Source organism: Pseudomonas sp. P7779 (assembly GCF_013386315.1).
Lineage (GTDB): Bacteria > Pseudomonadota > Gammaproteobacteria > Pseudomonadales > Pseudomonadaceae > Aquipseudomonas.
In genome coordinates this window covers 103,906-118,686 of sequence record NZ_JACARZ010000003.1, presented here as the reverse complement: position 1 = coordinate 118,686, position 14,781 = coordinate 103,906, and the positions used below count along the sequence as shown (strand labels likewise).

Genomic DNA, 14,781 nt, shown 5'->3' with positions numbered 1-14,781 from the left:
GTCATTGCGGGCTTTGCGGCGCGGCGTCATCGGGTGCCGGAGCCGGCTCGGCGGGCGTATCCAGAGGCGCGTCCGCAGGCTTTGCCGCCGGCGCCGGGCTGGAACGGTAATCGGCGCGGCGCTTCATCTGGAACTCACGCACTGCTGCGTTATGCGCATCCAGGTTATCCGAGAAAATATGGCTGCCATCGCCGCGGGCAACGAAATACAGGCTGCTGCCCGCCACCGGGTTCAGCGCAGCATGAATCGCCTCACGCCCGACCATGGCGATCGGCGTCGGCGGCAGGCCGGCGATCACGTAGGTGTTGTAGGGCGTGGCTTCCTTGAGGTGTGCGCGGGTCAGCTTGCCGGTGTAGCGCTCGCCGAGGCCGTAGATCACCGTCGGGTCGGTTTGCAGCAGCATGCCGATCTGCATGCGCCGCACGAATACCCCGGCGATCTGGCCGCGCTCTTCCGGCACGCCGGTTTCTTTCTCCACCAGCGAGGCCATGATCAGCGCTTGATAGGGGTCGGTGTACGGCGCATCGGCCGCGCGCTTGCTCCACTCCTGGGCGAGGACATCGTCCAGACGGTTGTAGGATTTTTTCAGCAGTTCGACGTCGCTCATGCCGCGCACGAAGCGGTAGGTGTCCGGGAAGAAGCGCCCTTCAGGAAATACGCCCGGGTGGCCGAGTTTTTCCATCACCTCGCTGTCACTCAGGCCGGACAGGGTCTGCTCGATCTTTTCATGCTTGGCCAGGGCCGCGCGCACCTGGCGGAAGTTCCAGCCTTCCACCAGCGTAATGCTGTACTGCACCACTTCGCCACGCTGCCACAAGCCGATCAGGCCCTCGGCGGTGAGGCCCGGGGTCATGCGGTATTCGCCGCTGTGCAGCGGCTGGCCGTCGAGGTTGAAGCGCCAGTAGAGACGCAACCAGAACGCATCCTTGAGCACGCCGTCATTTTCCAGGCGATTGAAGGTGCCGGTGGGCGTCGCGCCAGCCGGTACGTCCAGCAATTGCTCCTGGGTCAGATTCAAGGGCTGCTCAAGGGCCGAGTTCAGCTTCCAGGCCGAAGCGCCCAGCAGCAAACCCGCCAGGACCAGACCGATCTCCAGCAACAATACAAATTTACGTCTCAAATCAAATATCCAATAGTGCGCGAACAATGCCCTGCAGTTTACGGGTGAGCGGCCCAACCGGCCAGCTCATCGCAGCACATCCGCGCACCGGCCAAATGCCATATACGCTGTTGCACACCAAGACTTCATCGGCCTGTTGCAGCTGCTCAAGGCTGATATCGGCCACGCTCGTCGGAATGCCCAACGCCTGCGCCTGGGCCAACACCTCGGCCCGCATGACGCCGGCGACGCCGCAGCGTTTCAGATCAGCGGTCAGCAACACGCCGTTACGCACCAGAAACAGGTTGCTGAAGACGCCTTCGATGACTCGACCGGACATATCCAGCATCAAACCTTCGGCGTGTTCGGCATCCTGCCATTCGGCGCGGGCGAACACCTGTTCCAGTCGATTGAGGTGCTTGAGGCCGGCGAGCAACGGTTGCTCGGACAAACGCGTGGTACACGCAAACAGGCGGATGCCTGACGCTGCATGTTCCGGGGGATAAGTGGCAGGTGGACTGCCTTGCAGAATGCGCCGCGCCGGAGCGCCAGCACTGATGCCATAACCGCGCTGGCTGTCGCCACGGGTCAGGATCAACTTGAGTACACCGTCACCGAGGGCGGCGGCGTAGGCCAGCAATTCGCTGCGGATCAGGGGTTGATCCGCAACAATCGCCAGCCGCCTGCAACCTTCTTCAAGGCGCTGCAGGTGGCGGTCAAGCAGCACGGGCTGCCCGGCCTTGACGGCAATGGTCTCGAACAGCCCATCACCGTATGCCAGGCCACGGTCTTTCAGGGGCACTGCGCCCGCCGGCTGACCGTCGACCCAGCTCTCCATCACTCGGCGAACCGGCGGAACACCAGGGAACCGTTGGTACCGCCAAAACCGAACGAGTTGGACAGCACCACGTCGATCGGCATCTTCTGCGGCTCGTGAGGCACGAAGTTCAGGTCGCAGCCCTCATCCGGTTCATCGAGGTTGATGGTCGGCGGAGCGACCTGATCCTTGATGGCCAGCACGCTGAAGATTGCCTCGACCGCGCCCGCCGCACCCAACAGGTGACCGGTCATGGACTTGGTGGAACTGACCGCCAGCTTGTAGGCATGCTCGCCGAATACCGACTTGATGGCCTCGGCTTCCGCCAGGTCGCCGGTCGGGGTCGAAGTGCCATGGGCATTGATGTACTGCACCTGGTCAACGTTGACCTTGGCATCACGCAACGCATTGGTGATGCAGCGTGCAGCACCCGCGCCGTCCGACGGAGGCGAGGTCATGTGGTACGCATCACCGCTCATGCCGAAACCAATCAGCTCGGCGTAGATGGTGGCGCCACGGGCCTTCGCGTGCTCCAGCTCTTCGAGTACCAGCGCACCGGCACCGTCGGCCAGAACAAAACCGTCGCGGCCCTTGTCCCACGGACGGCTGGCACGGGTCGGCTCGTCATTGCGGGTCGACAACGCACGGGACGCGCCGAAGCCGCCCATGCCCAAACCGCAGGCGGCCATCTCGGCACCGCCGGCGATCATCACGTCGGCCTCGTCATAGGCGATATTGCGCGCCGCCATGCCGATGCAGTGAGTGCCCGTGGTGCACGCCGTGGAAATGGCGTAGTTGGGCCCCTGGGCACCCAAGTGGATGGACAGGAAACCGGAAATCATATTGATGATCGAGCCAGGCACGAAGAACGGTGAAATTCTGCGAGGGCCGGACTCATGCAGGGTGCGGCTGGTTTCTTCGATATTGGTCAGACCGCCAATACCCGAACCCATGGCCACGCCGATGCGCTCACGGTTGGCGTCGGTGACTTCCAGGCCGGCATTACGCACCGCCTGAAAACCGGCTGCCAGGCCGTATTGAATGAACAGGTCGAGTTTGCGGGACTCTTTGACCGAGAGATATTCCTCGACATTGAAGTCCTTTACCGAGCCGCCAAAACGGGTGGAATAGGCAGAAAGGTCCGTGTGTTCGATCAGACCAATACCACTGCGGCCAGCCAGAATGCCCTGCCAACTGCTCGGCACATCCGTACCCAGTGGCGACAACATACCCATACCGGTGACTACGACGCGTCTACGCGACACAGCACTCTCCTTTTTCTAATGACGACACTTTGCATCAGGCTTAAAGGAAAAAACCGCACGCCATAGGGCAGTGCGGTTTTTCCATCACAGCAAGCGACGATTACAAACTATTACGCCTGGTGGCTAGTAACGTAGTCGATAGCAGCTTGAACGGTAGTGATTTTTTCAGCTTCTTCGTCCGGGATTTCGGTCTCGAATTCCTCTTCCAGAGCCATCACCAGCTCAACGGTGTCAAGGGAGTCGGCACCCAGGTCTTCAACGAAGGAAGCGCTGTTGGTCACTTCTTCTTCTTTAACGCCCAGTTGCTCGGCAACGATTTTCTTGACGCGCTCTTCGATGGTGCTCATACCTTGTTTTCACTCCTAATGGACAAATTCAGGCAGCTGGCCAGTGGGTAAGTGTATAGAAAGACTTTTCAGCTTTTCAACTGAAAGCTTCACCCTCGTACCCTATTGGCCATCTGCCTATAAATAGATTGCAGCTTTATAACGGATTTTAGACAGCTCGTATGACATTTTTTTGAAGCGATCCGTCACAATTTAACTCATGTACATCCCGCCGTTCACCGGGATTGTAGCCCCAGTCACGTATGCCGCACCGTCGGATGCCAGGAAAGCGACCACATTCGCGATCTCTTGAGCCTGGCCCAGACGGCCCAGCGGAATCTGCGTCAGCAACGCTTCACGCTGCGCTTCAGGCAATTCGCGGGTCATATCGGTGTCGATGAACCCTGGGGCCACCGAGTTGACCGTAATCGACCGCGAGCCTACTTCACGCGCCAATGCACGGCTGAAACCTTCCAGACCGGCCTTGGCGGCTGCGTAGTTTACTTGGCCTGCGTTGCCCATGGCACCCACAACAGAGCCAATATTGATAATTCGACCCCAACGAGCCTTGGTCATGCCGCGCAAAACACCCTTGGACAGGCGAAACAGACTGTTCAGGTTGGTATCAACGACGTCATGCCACTCGTCGTCTTTCATACGCATCATCAGGTTATCGCGGGTAATACCGGCATTGTTCACCAGAATAGCCGGTGCACCGAATTGCGCCGTGATTTCAGCCAATACGGCCGCCACGGACTCATCGCTGGTCACGTTAAGCTCAAGACCGGTGCCCTGGACGCCGTTTTCCTTCAGCGTCGCGGCAATACGTTCAGCGCCGGCGGCGGAGGTTGCGGTACCGATGACCACAGCGCCCAGACGGCCCAGCTCCAGGGCGATCGCCTGGCCAATGCCACGGCTTGCGCCGGTGACCAGTGCAACTTTACCTTGCAGACTCATGCAGGCTTCTCCTAGGTTCGGAAATTAACGTCAGGCCAGGGCTGCGCGAGCGGCAGCGAAGGCATCCGGGGTATTGAGGTTGGAAGTCGACACGCCTTCGGCGCAACGCTTGTTCAAGCCGGCGAGGACTTTGCCCGGGCCGCACTCTACCAATTGGGTGGCGCCGTTGGCGGCCAGGGTCTGCACCGACTCAACCCAGCGAACCGGCTTGTACAGCTGCTCCAGCAGATCGCGCTTGAGGGTTTCCAGGTCAGAGGCCACGGCGGCACTGACGTTCTGCACCAACGGAATCTGCGGCGCCTGCCAGTTGATCGCAGCGATCGACTCGGCGAAACGCTCGGCAGCCGGGCGCATCAGTTCGCAATGGGACGGCACGCTGACCGGCAACGGCAACGCACGCTTGGCGCCACGAGCCTTGCAGCCTTCGATGGCGCGCTCTACCGCCGCCTTGGCGCCGGCGATCACCACCTGGCCAGGGGAGTTGAAGTTCACGGCGCTGACCACTTCGCCCTGGGCCGCTTCGGCGCAGGCGGCAATCACGTCAGCATCTTCCAGGCCGAGAATGGCAGCCATGCCGCCCTGCCCGGCAGGAACCGCTTCCTGCATCAACTGGCCACGACGCTCCACCAGCTTGACCGCTTCACCGAGGGTCAGGCTGCCAGCGGCCACCAGGGCGCTGTATTCGCCCAGGCTATGACCGGCAACGTAGGCCGGACGTGCGCCGCCTTCAGCCAGCCACAGACGCCACAGGGCGATGGAGGCGGTGAGGATGGCGGGTTGGGTCTTGTCGGTTTGATTGAGCAGCTCTTCCGGCCCTTGCTGGGTCAGTGCCCACAGGTCGTAACCCAAGGCATCGGAGGCTTCCTTGAAAGTGTCCAGGACCAACTGATGTTCCGCGCCCAGCTCGGCCAACATGCCGAGGGACTGCGAACCCTGCCCTGGAAAGACGAATGCGAGGGATGTAGACATGTAACAAGCCCCTAATGATCTGGTCGTCGGAAATTGGCGCCCCACACGTGGGAGCGCAAGAAACTGACAGATTGGATGGTCAATTGAACTGGCCGGTCACATTTAAGCATTTCCGGCCCGATTCGCCTAAGGCAACAGATCCTCAAGGCGGCCGTGCAAGCGTTGCGGCAGGTTTTCCTGGATCTCGATCAAGGCGCGCTGGATGGCACTTTGAAAACCCTGCACCCCCGCCGAACCATGACTTTTCACCACGATGCCCTGCAACCCGAGGAAACTCGCACCATTGTGCCGCGCCGGAGCCAGGTCAGCCTGCAAGCGCCGCATCAAGGGCAGCGCCAGGGCGCCCACCAGGCGTGACGCCAGGTTGCGCTTGAACAAGGCCTCGATGCGCGCAGCAATCATCGTCGCCAGGCCCTCGCTGGACTTGAGCAGGATATTGCCGACAAAACCGTCGCACACCACCACGTCGGCTTCGCCGCGGTACAGACCGTCACCCTCGACAAAGCCGATGTAGTTCAGGCCTCGCGCGCTTTGCAACAGCGTCGCCGCCAGCTTGACCTGCTGGTTGCCCTTGATGTCTTCGGTGCCGATATTCAGCAGCGCCACCCGAGGCCGGGCCACGCCCAGCGCTTCGGCCGCCACCGAGCCCATCAGGGCAAAGTGCAGCAGATGCTCGGCACTGCAATCGACGTTCGCCCCCAGGTCCAGCAACTGGCAATAGCCCTGCTGGGTCGGAATAGCCGCAACCATCGCCGGCCGGTCAATGCCCGGCAGGGTTTTCAGCACATGCCGGGACAACGCCATCAACGCCCCGGTATTGCCGGCACTGACACAGGCCTGGGCCTTGCCGTCGCGTACCAGCTCAAGCGCCACCCGCATCGAAGAATCAGGCTTGCCGCGCAAGGCCTGCGCAGGCTTTTCATCCATGGTGATGGTTTCGCTGGCCGGTGTAATAGTCAGGCGCGCGCGATCCACCGCCGGATGGCTGGCAATCAGTTCTTCAAGTAAGGAGGGTTGACCGACGAGGGTCAGGTGCAGCGAGGGCGTGGCAGACAGGCAAGCAATGCAGGCCTGAACAATGCTGCGGGGACCGAAGTCCCCGCCCATTGCGTCAATCGCGATGACTTGAGCAGACAAGTGATTACTCGTCAGCGCCCTTGTCGATCACTTTACGGCCACGGTATACGCCTTCTGGCGATACGTGGTGACGCAGGTGAACTTCACCGGTGGTTTTTTCTACAGACAGAGTGCTTGCCGTCAGGGCGTCGTGCGAACGACGCATGTCACGGGCAGAGCGGGATTTTTTGTTCTGCTGAACAGCCATAATTGATTAACTCCTAAACGTTTGGGTCACGCTTTAACTGCGCCAATACACTGAACGGGTTGGACCGCGTTACCTCGTCCTCGCTCGGTTCGGGCTCATCGAGACCCGCCGGCTGCTGGCATTCTTCCGGATGATGAGCAGGCACAATGGGCAAGGCGAGCAAAAGCTCCTCCTCGATCAGTGACTGCAGATCCAAAGGATCTTCGCCCAGTTCCAGCACGTCATAACCTTTCGGCAACGACTGGGTATTCGCACCCTCTTTCACCACAGCATAACTGCATTCGCTGTGGATCGGCAGGGTGACCAGCTCAAGACAACGCTGGCAAACCATTTTGACTTCGGTGTCGATAAAGCTGTGGATTACCACAGACTTACGTTCATCTCGTTCAAAAACGAATTTAGCCTGCACCGTACCGACAGTGTCGGAAAGCGGGTCGCAGAGTCTCTCCAAATCGGCCAGGAGCAGCTCACCTTGAAGGGTGGTGCCACGATCAGCCAATTTGCGCGGGTCAACGTGAGGTGGAATCGGGTCATTCAACATAGGCGCAGCATTATAGGGATGCACCCGGCCATGTCAAAGGAAATTCAGCCCTGTCCGTCACCGGGCCTCCCCGCTAGAATCCGCGACTGCCTTGAGGAGACGCCCATGCTGCCTTTATTACTCGCTTCCAGCTCGGTTTATCGCCGGGAATTGTTGAACCGCCTGCACCTGCCGTTCATCTGCAGCTCGCCGGATATCGACGAAAGCCACCGTCCGGACGAGTCCGCCGTGGAGCTGGTCAAGCGCCTGGCCGAGGAAAAGGCCCGCGCCCTGGCTGACAGCCATCCGGGCCACCTGATCATCGGCTCGGACCAGGTCGCCGCGCTCGACGGCCAGATCATCGGCAAGCCCCACACTTTCGAGAAGGCCCGTGAGCAACTGCTGGCGGCCAGTGGCAAGCGCGTCAGCTTCCTGACCGGCCTGGCTGTACTGAACAGCGCCACCGGCCATTGCCAGGTCGACTGCATCCCCTTCACCGTACACATGCGCACGCTGGACGCCGCACGCATCGAACGCTACCTGCGCATCGAGCAGCCCTACGACTGCGCTGGCAGCTTCAAGGCCGAAGGCCTGGGGGTGAGCCTGTTTCAAAGCACCGAAGGTCCAGACGCCACCAGCCTGGTCGGACTGCCGCTGATCCGACTGGTGGACATGCTACTGGCCGAAGGCGTACAGATTCCCTGAGAACATCACAAACAAATGTGGGAGCTGGCTTGCCTGCGATGCAGACACCTCGGTACATCAGTTGCACCGAGGTGATGCTATCGCAGGCAAGCCAGCTCCCACATTTCGAGCCATGTCGCGCTCAAGCTCTCAGCGCAGGGTCGGACCCTGGAAGCCCATGTATAGCGCCAGCTTCTCAGCCACGCTGGCACCCAGCTTCTTGGAGAAACGGTCAAACGGCGACTCCTGAACAGTGAAGTCCACCAGTTCTTTCTCGCCAATCACGTCCCGCGCCACCGAACTGGCACTGCCCAGGCCATCGATCAAGCCCAATGGCAGCGCTTGCTCGCCAGACCAGACCAGACCGGAGAACAGCTCCGGATGCTCCTTATCCTTGAGCCGGTCACCGCGCCCCTGCTTCACACTGGCAATGAACTGCCGATGAGTGGTATCCAGCACACCCTGCCAGAACTGGGTTTCATCCGCCTTTTGCGGCTGGAACGGGTCCAGGAACGACTTGTGCTCACCTGACGTGTAGGTACGACGCTCAACCCCGAGCTTCTCCATGGTGCCGACAAAGCCATAACCGGCCGCCGTCACACCAATCGAACCCACCAGGCTGGCCTTGTCGGCGTAGATCTGGTCGGCGGCACTGGCGATGTAATAGGCACCCGAAGCACCCAGGTCGGAAATCACTGCATACAGCTTGATGTCCGGGTGCAAGGCGCGCAGGCGACGAATCTCGTCGTACACGTAACCCGATTGCACCGGACTGCCGCCCGGGCTGTTGATGCGCAGGATCACAGCCTTGACCTTGGAGTCCTCGAAGGCCGCCCGCAGGCTGCTGACGATGTTGTCTGCACTGGCAGACTCCTTGTCGGCAATCACTCCGCGCACTTCGATCAACGCCGTGTAATTACCGCTTCGGGTGGCGCTCTTCTCCATGTCCATCAGCGGACTGAACAGCACCAGCATGCCCAACAGATAAATAAAGGTCAGAAGCTTGAAAAAGATCCCCCAACGCCGGGAGCGACGCTGCTCCTGGACACTGGCCAGCAGGGTCTTCTCCAGCAACTTCCAGCTTCTGTCATCGCCATTGTTATCGGCATTGGCCTTCTCAGGCGCTTTCCACTCATCGGTCATGCCATCCACCCCAGCAAAGACTTAATGGGCCCGGCTGAGCCAGGCCTGCAATTCAGAAAAACGGTCAATTGTCAGGCGCGGCTCGTAGGCCTGCAACGCCTGGGCAGATTGGGCGCCGTAGCTGACCGCCACGGAGTCCATGCCAGCATTACGCGCCATCATCAGGTCGAACGACGCATCACCCACCATCAACGCCTGCCGAGGCGACACGCCACATTGAGCGAGGATCTGCTCGAGCATCAGAGGGTGGGGCTTGCTGGCGGTTTCATCCGCCGCACGGGTGGCGTCGAAATAATCTTCCCAGCCATGGGCCTTGAGCACCCGGTCCAGGCCGCGACGGGCCTTGCCGGTCGCGACCGCAAGGTGATAACCGTCGGCGCGAAATGCTTCCATGGCCTGCGCCACGCCTTCAAACAGCGGCGAAGGCTGGGCATCGAGCGCCATGTAGTGATCGGCGTAGTGCTGACGAAACGCTATCAGCTCGTCATCACCAATCTCCGGGTACAGGGTGCGGATCGCTTCCGGCAGGCCCAGGCCAATAATGCCCTTGACCGCCAGGTCGTCGCACAATGCATAACCGGAACGGGTCGACGCAGCGTGCATCGACTCGACAATCCGACCAATGGAATTACACAGCGTGCCATCCCAGTCAAAGATCAACAGCTTGTAGTCAGGGTGCGACACTCAGGCGCTCCACGGTCTTGGCCCACATTTCATCGACAGGCGCTTGCAGCTTCAATTCGCCACCATCGGGCAGCGGCACGGTCAGCATGTAGGCGTGCAGGAACAGGCGTTTGCCACCCAGGTCGCGGATTTCCTTGGAGAAATCTTCATCGCCGTATTTGGTATCGCCGGCAATGCAGTGCCCCGCATGCAGGGTGTGCACACGAATCTGGTGGGTACGGCCAGTGACCGGCTTGGCCTCGACCATGGTGGCAAAGTCACCAAAGCGGCGCAGCACCTTGAACAGGGTCAGCGCCTCCTTGCCCTCCTCGTCCACCTCGACCATGCGCTCGCCGGAACGCAGGTTGCTCTTCTGCAACGGCGCGCGCACGCTCTTGATCGAAGTGGCCCAGTTGCCACGCACCAGCGCCATGTAGCGCTTGTCCACGCCATCACCGCGCAGGGCGGCATGCAGGTGGCGCAACATGCTGCGTTTCTTGGCGATCATCAACAGGCCGGAGGTGTCACGGTCCAGACGGTGGACCAGCTCCAGCTCCTTGGCATCCGGGCGCAACTGACGAAAGGCTTCGATCACCCCGTAGTTGAGGCCACTGCCACCGTGAACCGCGATGCCACACGGCTTGTTGATCACGATCAGTGCCTTGTCTTCGAAGACAATCGACGCTTCAAGGCGCTGCAACAAGCCCTGGGCCAGTGGGACCGGTTCGTCCCGCTCAGGCACCCGCACCGGCGGCACGCGGACGATGTCGCCCGCCTGCAGCTTGTACTCGGGCTTGATCCGGCCTTTGTTCACGCGCACTTCGCCTTTACGCAAAATGCGGTAAATCAAGGTCTTGGGCACGCCTTTGAGCCTGGCAAGAAGAAAGTTGTCGATGCGTTGGCCGGCATATTCCGGCGAGACCTCGAGCAGCTGGACGCTGGGGGTCTGGGGGGCGGTAGTCGTCATGGCGGCGATGATAACAATTTTTTATGGAATTGAAGCACTTAATCATTGCTGCTATAGTCGCGAACGCCGCCAAAAGCGGCCTGGACAGAGGACTAGCGGCAAACTGCCGGCCCTGACCATCGCAATTCATCAGGACGCGAGGCCGTCCTACGGGGCTTTCGCCACCCTGGAAGGCTCGAGATTGTAACAAGCGCAGGTGACATGAGGCCTGAAGCGAGTGCAAAAAGCAGAGTGATTACTCGCCTTTTGCGCCGATATTTACGGCCAGTTCACAAAGTGCAGTCAGTCTGGAGCCAGACCACGGCGAATGCTTCGGAAACAACGCCTGTTACGAGCTGAGTGAGAGCACAATCGCCCACACCCGGTCTTGTTTAGCCATGAGCGTGGACTCCCCATTGGAGAACACGGTAAATGCCAACCCGCTGCGGATTCTGCGCGCGGCAGCACCCGAATTATCAGGGATACGTGTAGGGTGGAGATGCACAACCGTCGGACTGTGTAGCACTAGGCTTATATTTAGACGCTTCATCTCGTCCACAGTCGCCGGTTGATTCCTCCTCCTGACTGAGTGCTTAAGTCACCACAGCAAGCAGGAAGCGTACGTCGCGATACCGCCCATTTTGGCGGGTATTGCTGGACACTGGAGTGGCCAACCACTCTTGACGCACCTGACACCGACCGTGAGAAGTCGTGTGTGCCGAACGCCGTTTCCGGCAGCCCGGAAACCGACGGTACAACATGAAAAGAATGCTGATTAACGCAACTCAACCCGAAGAGTTGCGTGTTGCACTGGTAGACGGCCAACGCCTCTACGACCTGGACATCGAGTCCGGTGCACGCGAGCAAAAGAAGGCCAACATCTATAAAGGCCGGATTACTCGCATCGAACCAAGCCTTGAGGCTGCCTTTGTCGATTTCGGCTCCGAGCGCCATGGTTTCCTGCCCCTCAAAGAAATCTCCCGCGAATACTTCAAGAAATCCCCTGAAGGCCGCGTGAACATCAAGGACGTCCTGAGCGAAGGCCAGGAAGTCATCGTTCAGGTAGAAAAAGAAGAACGTGGCAACAAGGGCGCCGCCCTGACCACCTTCATCAGCCTGGCGGGCCGTTATCTGGTCCTGATGCCGAACAACCCGCGTGCCGGCGGTATCTCCCGTCGCATCGAAGGCGAAGAGCGCAACGAACTGCGTGAAGCGCTGAACGGCTTGATCGCTCCGGCCGACATGGGCCTGATCGTGCGCACTGCCGGCCTGGGCCGCAGCAGCGAAGAAATGCAGTGGGACCTCGACTACCTGCTGCAGCTGTGGACCGCTATCAAGGAAGCGTCCCTGGATCGTTCCGCGCCATTCCTGATCTACCAGGAAAGCAACGTGATCATCCGCGCCATCCGCGATTACCTGCGCCAGGACATCGGCGAAGTGCTGATCGACAGCGTCGAAGCCCAGGACGAAGCCCTGACCTTCATCCGCCAGGTGATGCCGCAGTACGCCAGCAAGATCAAGCTGTACGAAGACAGCGTTCCGCTGTTCAACCGTTTCCAGATCGAAAGCCAGATCGAAACCGCTTTCCAGCGCGTCGTCGAACTGCCTTCCGGCGGCTCCATCGTGATCGACCCGACCGAAGCCCTGGTGTCCATCGATATCAACTCGGCGCGTGCCACCAAGGGTAGCGACATCGAAGAAACCGCCCTGCAGACCAACCTGGAAGCGGCTGAAGAAATCGCCCGCCAGCTGCGCCTGCGTGACATCGGCGGCCTGATCGTGATCGACTTCATCGACATGACCCCAGCCAAGAACCAGCGCGCCGTGGAAGAGAAAGTCCGCGAATGCCTGGAAGCTGACCGTGCCCGCGTACAGGTCGGCCGCATTTCGCGCTTCGGCCTGCTGGAAATGTCCCGTCAGCGCCTGCGTCCATCCCTGGGTGAAAGCAGCGGCATCGTCTGCCCGCGTTGCAACGGCACCGGCATCATCCGTGACGTTGAATCGCTGTCGCTGGCGATCCTGCGCCTGATCGAAGAAGAAGCCCTGAAAGACCGCACTGCCGAAGTGCGCGCCCAGGTGCCGATCCCGGTCGCTGCGTTCCTGCTCAACGAAAAACGCAACTCGATCACCAAGATCGAACTGCGCACCCGTGCCCGCATCGTCATCCTGCCGAACGATCACCTCGAGACACCGCACTTCGAAGTGCAGCGCCTGCGTGATGACAGCCCGGAAGCCCACGTCAACCAGTCCAGCTACGAAATCGCTGCTGCCGCTGCCGAAGTGGAAGAAGTCCAGCCAGCCGCTGCGACCCGCACCCTGGTTCGCCAGGAAGCCGCCGTCAAGACCGCGCCAGCCCGTGCCAACGCACCGGTTCCGGTCGAGGCAGCTGCGCCGGTTGCCGCACCAGCTGCCCTGCCTGAGCCAAGCCTGTTCAAGGGCCTGGTGAAGTCGCTGGTCAGCCTGTTCGCCACCAAGGAAGAGCCAGTGGCTCCAGTTGTGGTCGAGAAGCCTGTGACTGAACGCCCTGCACGCAATGAAGAGCGTCGCAACGGTCGCCAGCAGAGCCGCAATCGCAACGGTCGCCGTGACGAAGAGCGCAAGCCTCGTGAAGAACGTGCACCCCGCGAAGAACGCGCCCCACGTGAAGAGCGCCAACCGCGCGAAGCCCGTGAAGAAACACCAACCGTAGCCCGTGAAGAGCGTGCACCACGCGAAGAACGTGCACCGCGTGCTCCACGCGCTCCACGTGAAGACCGCAAGCCACGTGGCGAGCGTGAAGAACGCGTGCGTGAATTGCGCGAGCCGTTGGATGCCGCTCCAGCCGTAGCCGCTGCTGCTGCCACCGCTGCCACTGCTGAAGAGCGTCCAGCTCGTCAGCCGCGTGAAGAACGTGCGCCACGCCCTCCTCGTGAAGAGCGTCAACCACGTGCCGAGCAAGCGGCTCCAGCCGGTGAAGAAGAAGAGCTGCTGTCCAACGAAGACCAGCAACAGGAAGACGGCCAGGACAACGCCGAAGGCGATCGTCCACGCCGCCGCTCCCGTGGCCAGCGTCGTCGCAGCAACCGTCGTGAGCGTCAACGTGATGCCAACGGCAACGAAATCGAAGGCTCGGAAGAGACCGGCGAAGCCAACGCAGCCGCTACCGGCGAACCGACTGGCGCCGAACTGGCTGCCGGCCTGGCCGTTACCGCTGCTGTCGCCAGCTCGGTCATCAGCGCACCTGCTGAAGCCCAGGCCAACGAGCAAGCTGAAGCAGCCACCGCTGCCATCCAGGAAAACACTGTTGTAGAGACGCCAGCCGTCGAAGCGCCAGTGGTTGAAGCAACGACCCCGGTCGAAGCCCCGGTTGTTCCGGAAGTGGAAGTAGCGCCGGCTCGTCACGTTCGTGAAGTTCGCGAAGTTCGCGAAGTTCGCGAGCCTCAGCCTGAAGCTGAAGTGGTTGCCGAGCCTGCCGCTGTTGTTGAACAACAGCCCGTGGTTGAAGCCGCCGTTGAAGCACCGGTTGCCGAGCCAACCCCTGAAGTGCGTGAAGTTCGCGAAGAACAGACCGCCTTCCAGTGGTCTGCCGAACCTGCCCCGGTGGTTGAAGCGGTTGAAGCTCCAGCGCCTGCGCCAGTGGTCGAAGAAGCTCCAGTGCCAGTCGCTGAAGTGGTGGTCGCTGCTGAACCTGTTGCCGTTGTTGCCGAGCCTGCGCCAGTGGTTGAAGCGCCAGTGGTTGCCGAAGTGGCAGCCCCGGTGGTTGAAGCCGCTCCGGCCAGCGCCCTGACCGAAAATGGCCGTGCGCCGAACGACCCACGCGAAGTGCGTCGTCGTCGCAAGGAAGCTGAAGCGGCCGCCGCTGCTGCCAAGGCCGCTGCCGAAGCTGCTCCAGCCGTCGCTGAAGTTGCCCAAGCAACCCCTGCTCCGGTCACCGAAGCCGTGGTTGAGCACACTGCCCCTGCCATCGACGAGAACGTACGTTCCGTTGAAGAAGTGGTAGAGCACCACCCTAAGGCGCTGGAAGAAGAGCACGAGCCTAAACCCCTCGTCTGATTCCATCGGCCACTAAAAAGCCCCGCCTGAGTGATC

The 14,781-nt window shown here is 60.8% G+C and carries 14 protein-coding genes; 2 read left to right on the top strand and 12 right to left on the bottom strand.

The window, feature by feature from the left end; genetic code table 11:
* Position 1: 1 nt before the first annotated feature.
* The 9 genes from mltG to HX869_RS00880 all read right to left on the bottom strand — a co-directional run bounded on the left by mltG (position 2) and on the right by HX869_RS00880 (position 7,298).
* On the bottom strand, positions 2 to 1,120 hold the full coding sequence (gene mltG, locus HX869_RS00920) for an endolytic transglycosylase MltG (RefSeq protein WP_023659249.1): 1,119 nt from the start codon (positions 1,118 to 1,120) through the stop codon (positions 2 to 4).
* A 1-nt stretch (position 1,121) separates the two neighbouring features.
* Positions 1,122 to 1,937 carry an aminodeoxychorismate lyase gene (gene pabC, locus HX869_RS00915; RefSeq protein ID WP_008434963.1) on the bottom strand — a complete coding sequence of 272 codons (816 nt, stop codon included), beginning with the start codon at positions 1,935 to 1,937 and terminating at the stop codon, positions 1,122 to 1,124.
* Positions 1,937 to 3,181, bottom strand: coding sequence for a beta-ketoacyl-ACP synthase II (gene fabF, locus HX869_RS00910; protein WP_004371291.1), 1,245 nt, complete (start codon positions 3,179 to 3,181; stop codon positions 1,937 to 1,939). The genes pabC and fabF overlap by 1 nt, the downstream gene beginning before the upstream one ends.
* A gap of 110 nt (positions 3,182 to 3,291) precedes the next feature.
* On the bottom strand, positions 3,292 to 3,528 hold the full coding sequence (gene acpP / locus HX869_RS00905; protein ID WP_004371293.1) for an acyl carrier protein: 237 nt from the start codon (positions 3,526 to 3,528) through the stop codon (positions 3,292 to 3,294).
* Between the two features lie 192 nt (positions 3,529 to 3,720).
* Positions 3,721 to 4,464 carry a 3-oxoacyl-ACP reductase FabG gene (gene fabG / locus HX869_RS00900; RefSeq protein ID WP_004371297.1) on the bottom strand — a complete coding sequence of 248 codons (744 nt, stop codon included), beginning with the start codon at positions 4,462 to 4,464 and terminating at the stop codon, positions 3,721 to 3,723.
* A gap of 30 nt (positions 4,465 to 4,494) precedes the next feature.
* Complete coding sequence (gene fabD / locus HX869_RS00895) at positions 4,495 to 5,433, bottom strand: ACP S-malonyltransferase (RefSeq protein WP_023659248.1); 939 nt, start codon at positions 5,431 to 5,433, stop codon at positions 4,495 to 4,497.
* Between the two features lie 126 nt (positions 5,434 to 5,559).
* Entirely contained in the window at positions 5,560 to 6,570 is a 1,011-nt protein-coding gene (gene plsX, locus HX869_RS00890; protein ID WP_080673274.1) for a phosphate acyltransferase PlsX, read from the bottom strand.
* Positions 6,571 to 6,574: 4 nt separating this feature from the next.
* Positions 6,575 to 6,757, bottom strand: coding sequence for a 50S ribosomal protein L32 (gene rpmF, locus HX869_RS00885; protein WP_004371305.1), 183 nt, complete (start codon positions 6,755 to 6,757; stop codon positions 6,575 to 6,577).
* Positions 6,758 to 6,770: 13 nt separating this feature from the next.
* Positions 6,771 to 7,298 carry a YceD family protein gene (locus HX869_RS00880; protein WP_004371317.1) on the bottom strand — a complete coding sequence of 176 codons (528 nt, stop codon included), beginning with the start codon at positions 7,296 to 7,298 and terminating at the stop codon, positions 6,771 to 6,773.
* 105 nt (positions 7,299 to 7,403) lie between these two features.
* Between HX869_RS00880 and HX869_RS00875 the strand changes: the two genes are divergently transcribed.
* Positions 7,404 to 7,982 (top strand): nucleoside triphosphate pyrophosphatase, encoded by a 579-nt coding sequence (locus tag HX869_RS00875; protein WP_004371319.1) that lies wholly within the window; start codon positions 7,404 to 7,406, stop codon positions 7,980 to 7,982.
* A gap of 129 nt (positions 7,983 to 8,111) precedes the next feature.
* Here HX869_RS00875 and HX869_RS00870 read toward each other — a convergent pair whose 3' ends face one another.
* The 3 genes from HX869_RS00870 to rluC are packed head-to-tail and all read right to left on the bottom strand — an operon-like array spanning position 8,112 to position 10,734.
* On the bottom strand, positions 8,112 to 9,104 hold the full coding sequence (locus HX869_RS00870; RefSeq protein ID WP_008434971.1) for a S49 family peptidase: 993 nt from the start codon (positions 9,102 to 9,104) through the stop codon (positions 8,112 to 8,114).
* A 21-nt stretch (positions 9,105 to 9,125) separates the two neighbouring features.
* The gene (locus tag HX869_RS00865; RefSeq protein ID WP_004371323.1) at positions 9,126 to 9,788 is read right to left on the bottom strand and encodes an HAD-IA family hydrolase; all 663 of its coding nucleotides are present in this window, start codon (positions 9,786 to 9,788) and stop codon (positions 9,126 to 9,128) included.
* A complete protein-coding gene (gene rluC / locus HX869_RS00860; protein ID WP_004371325.1) occupies positions 9,775 to 10,734 on the bottom strand; it encodes a 23S rRNA pseudouridine(955/2504/2580) synthase RluC in 960 nt (319 codons plus the stop codon). Before rluC ends, HX869_RS00865 begins: the two co-directional genes overlap by 14 nt.
* A gap of 738 nt (positions 10,735 to 11,472) precedes the next feature.
* Between rluC and rne the strand changes: the two genes are divergently transcribed.
* The gene (gene rne, locus HX869_RS00855) at positions 11,473 to 14,745 is read left to right on the top strand and encodes a ribonuclease E (RefSeq protein ID WP_177022195.1); all 3,273 of its coding nucleotides are present in this window, start codon (positions 11,473 to 11,475) and stop codon (positions 14,743 to 14,745) included.
* Positions 14,746 to 14,781: the final 36 nt, after the last annotated feature.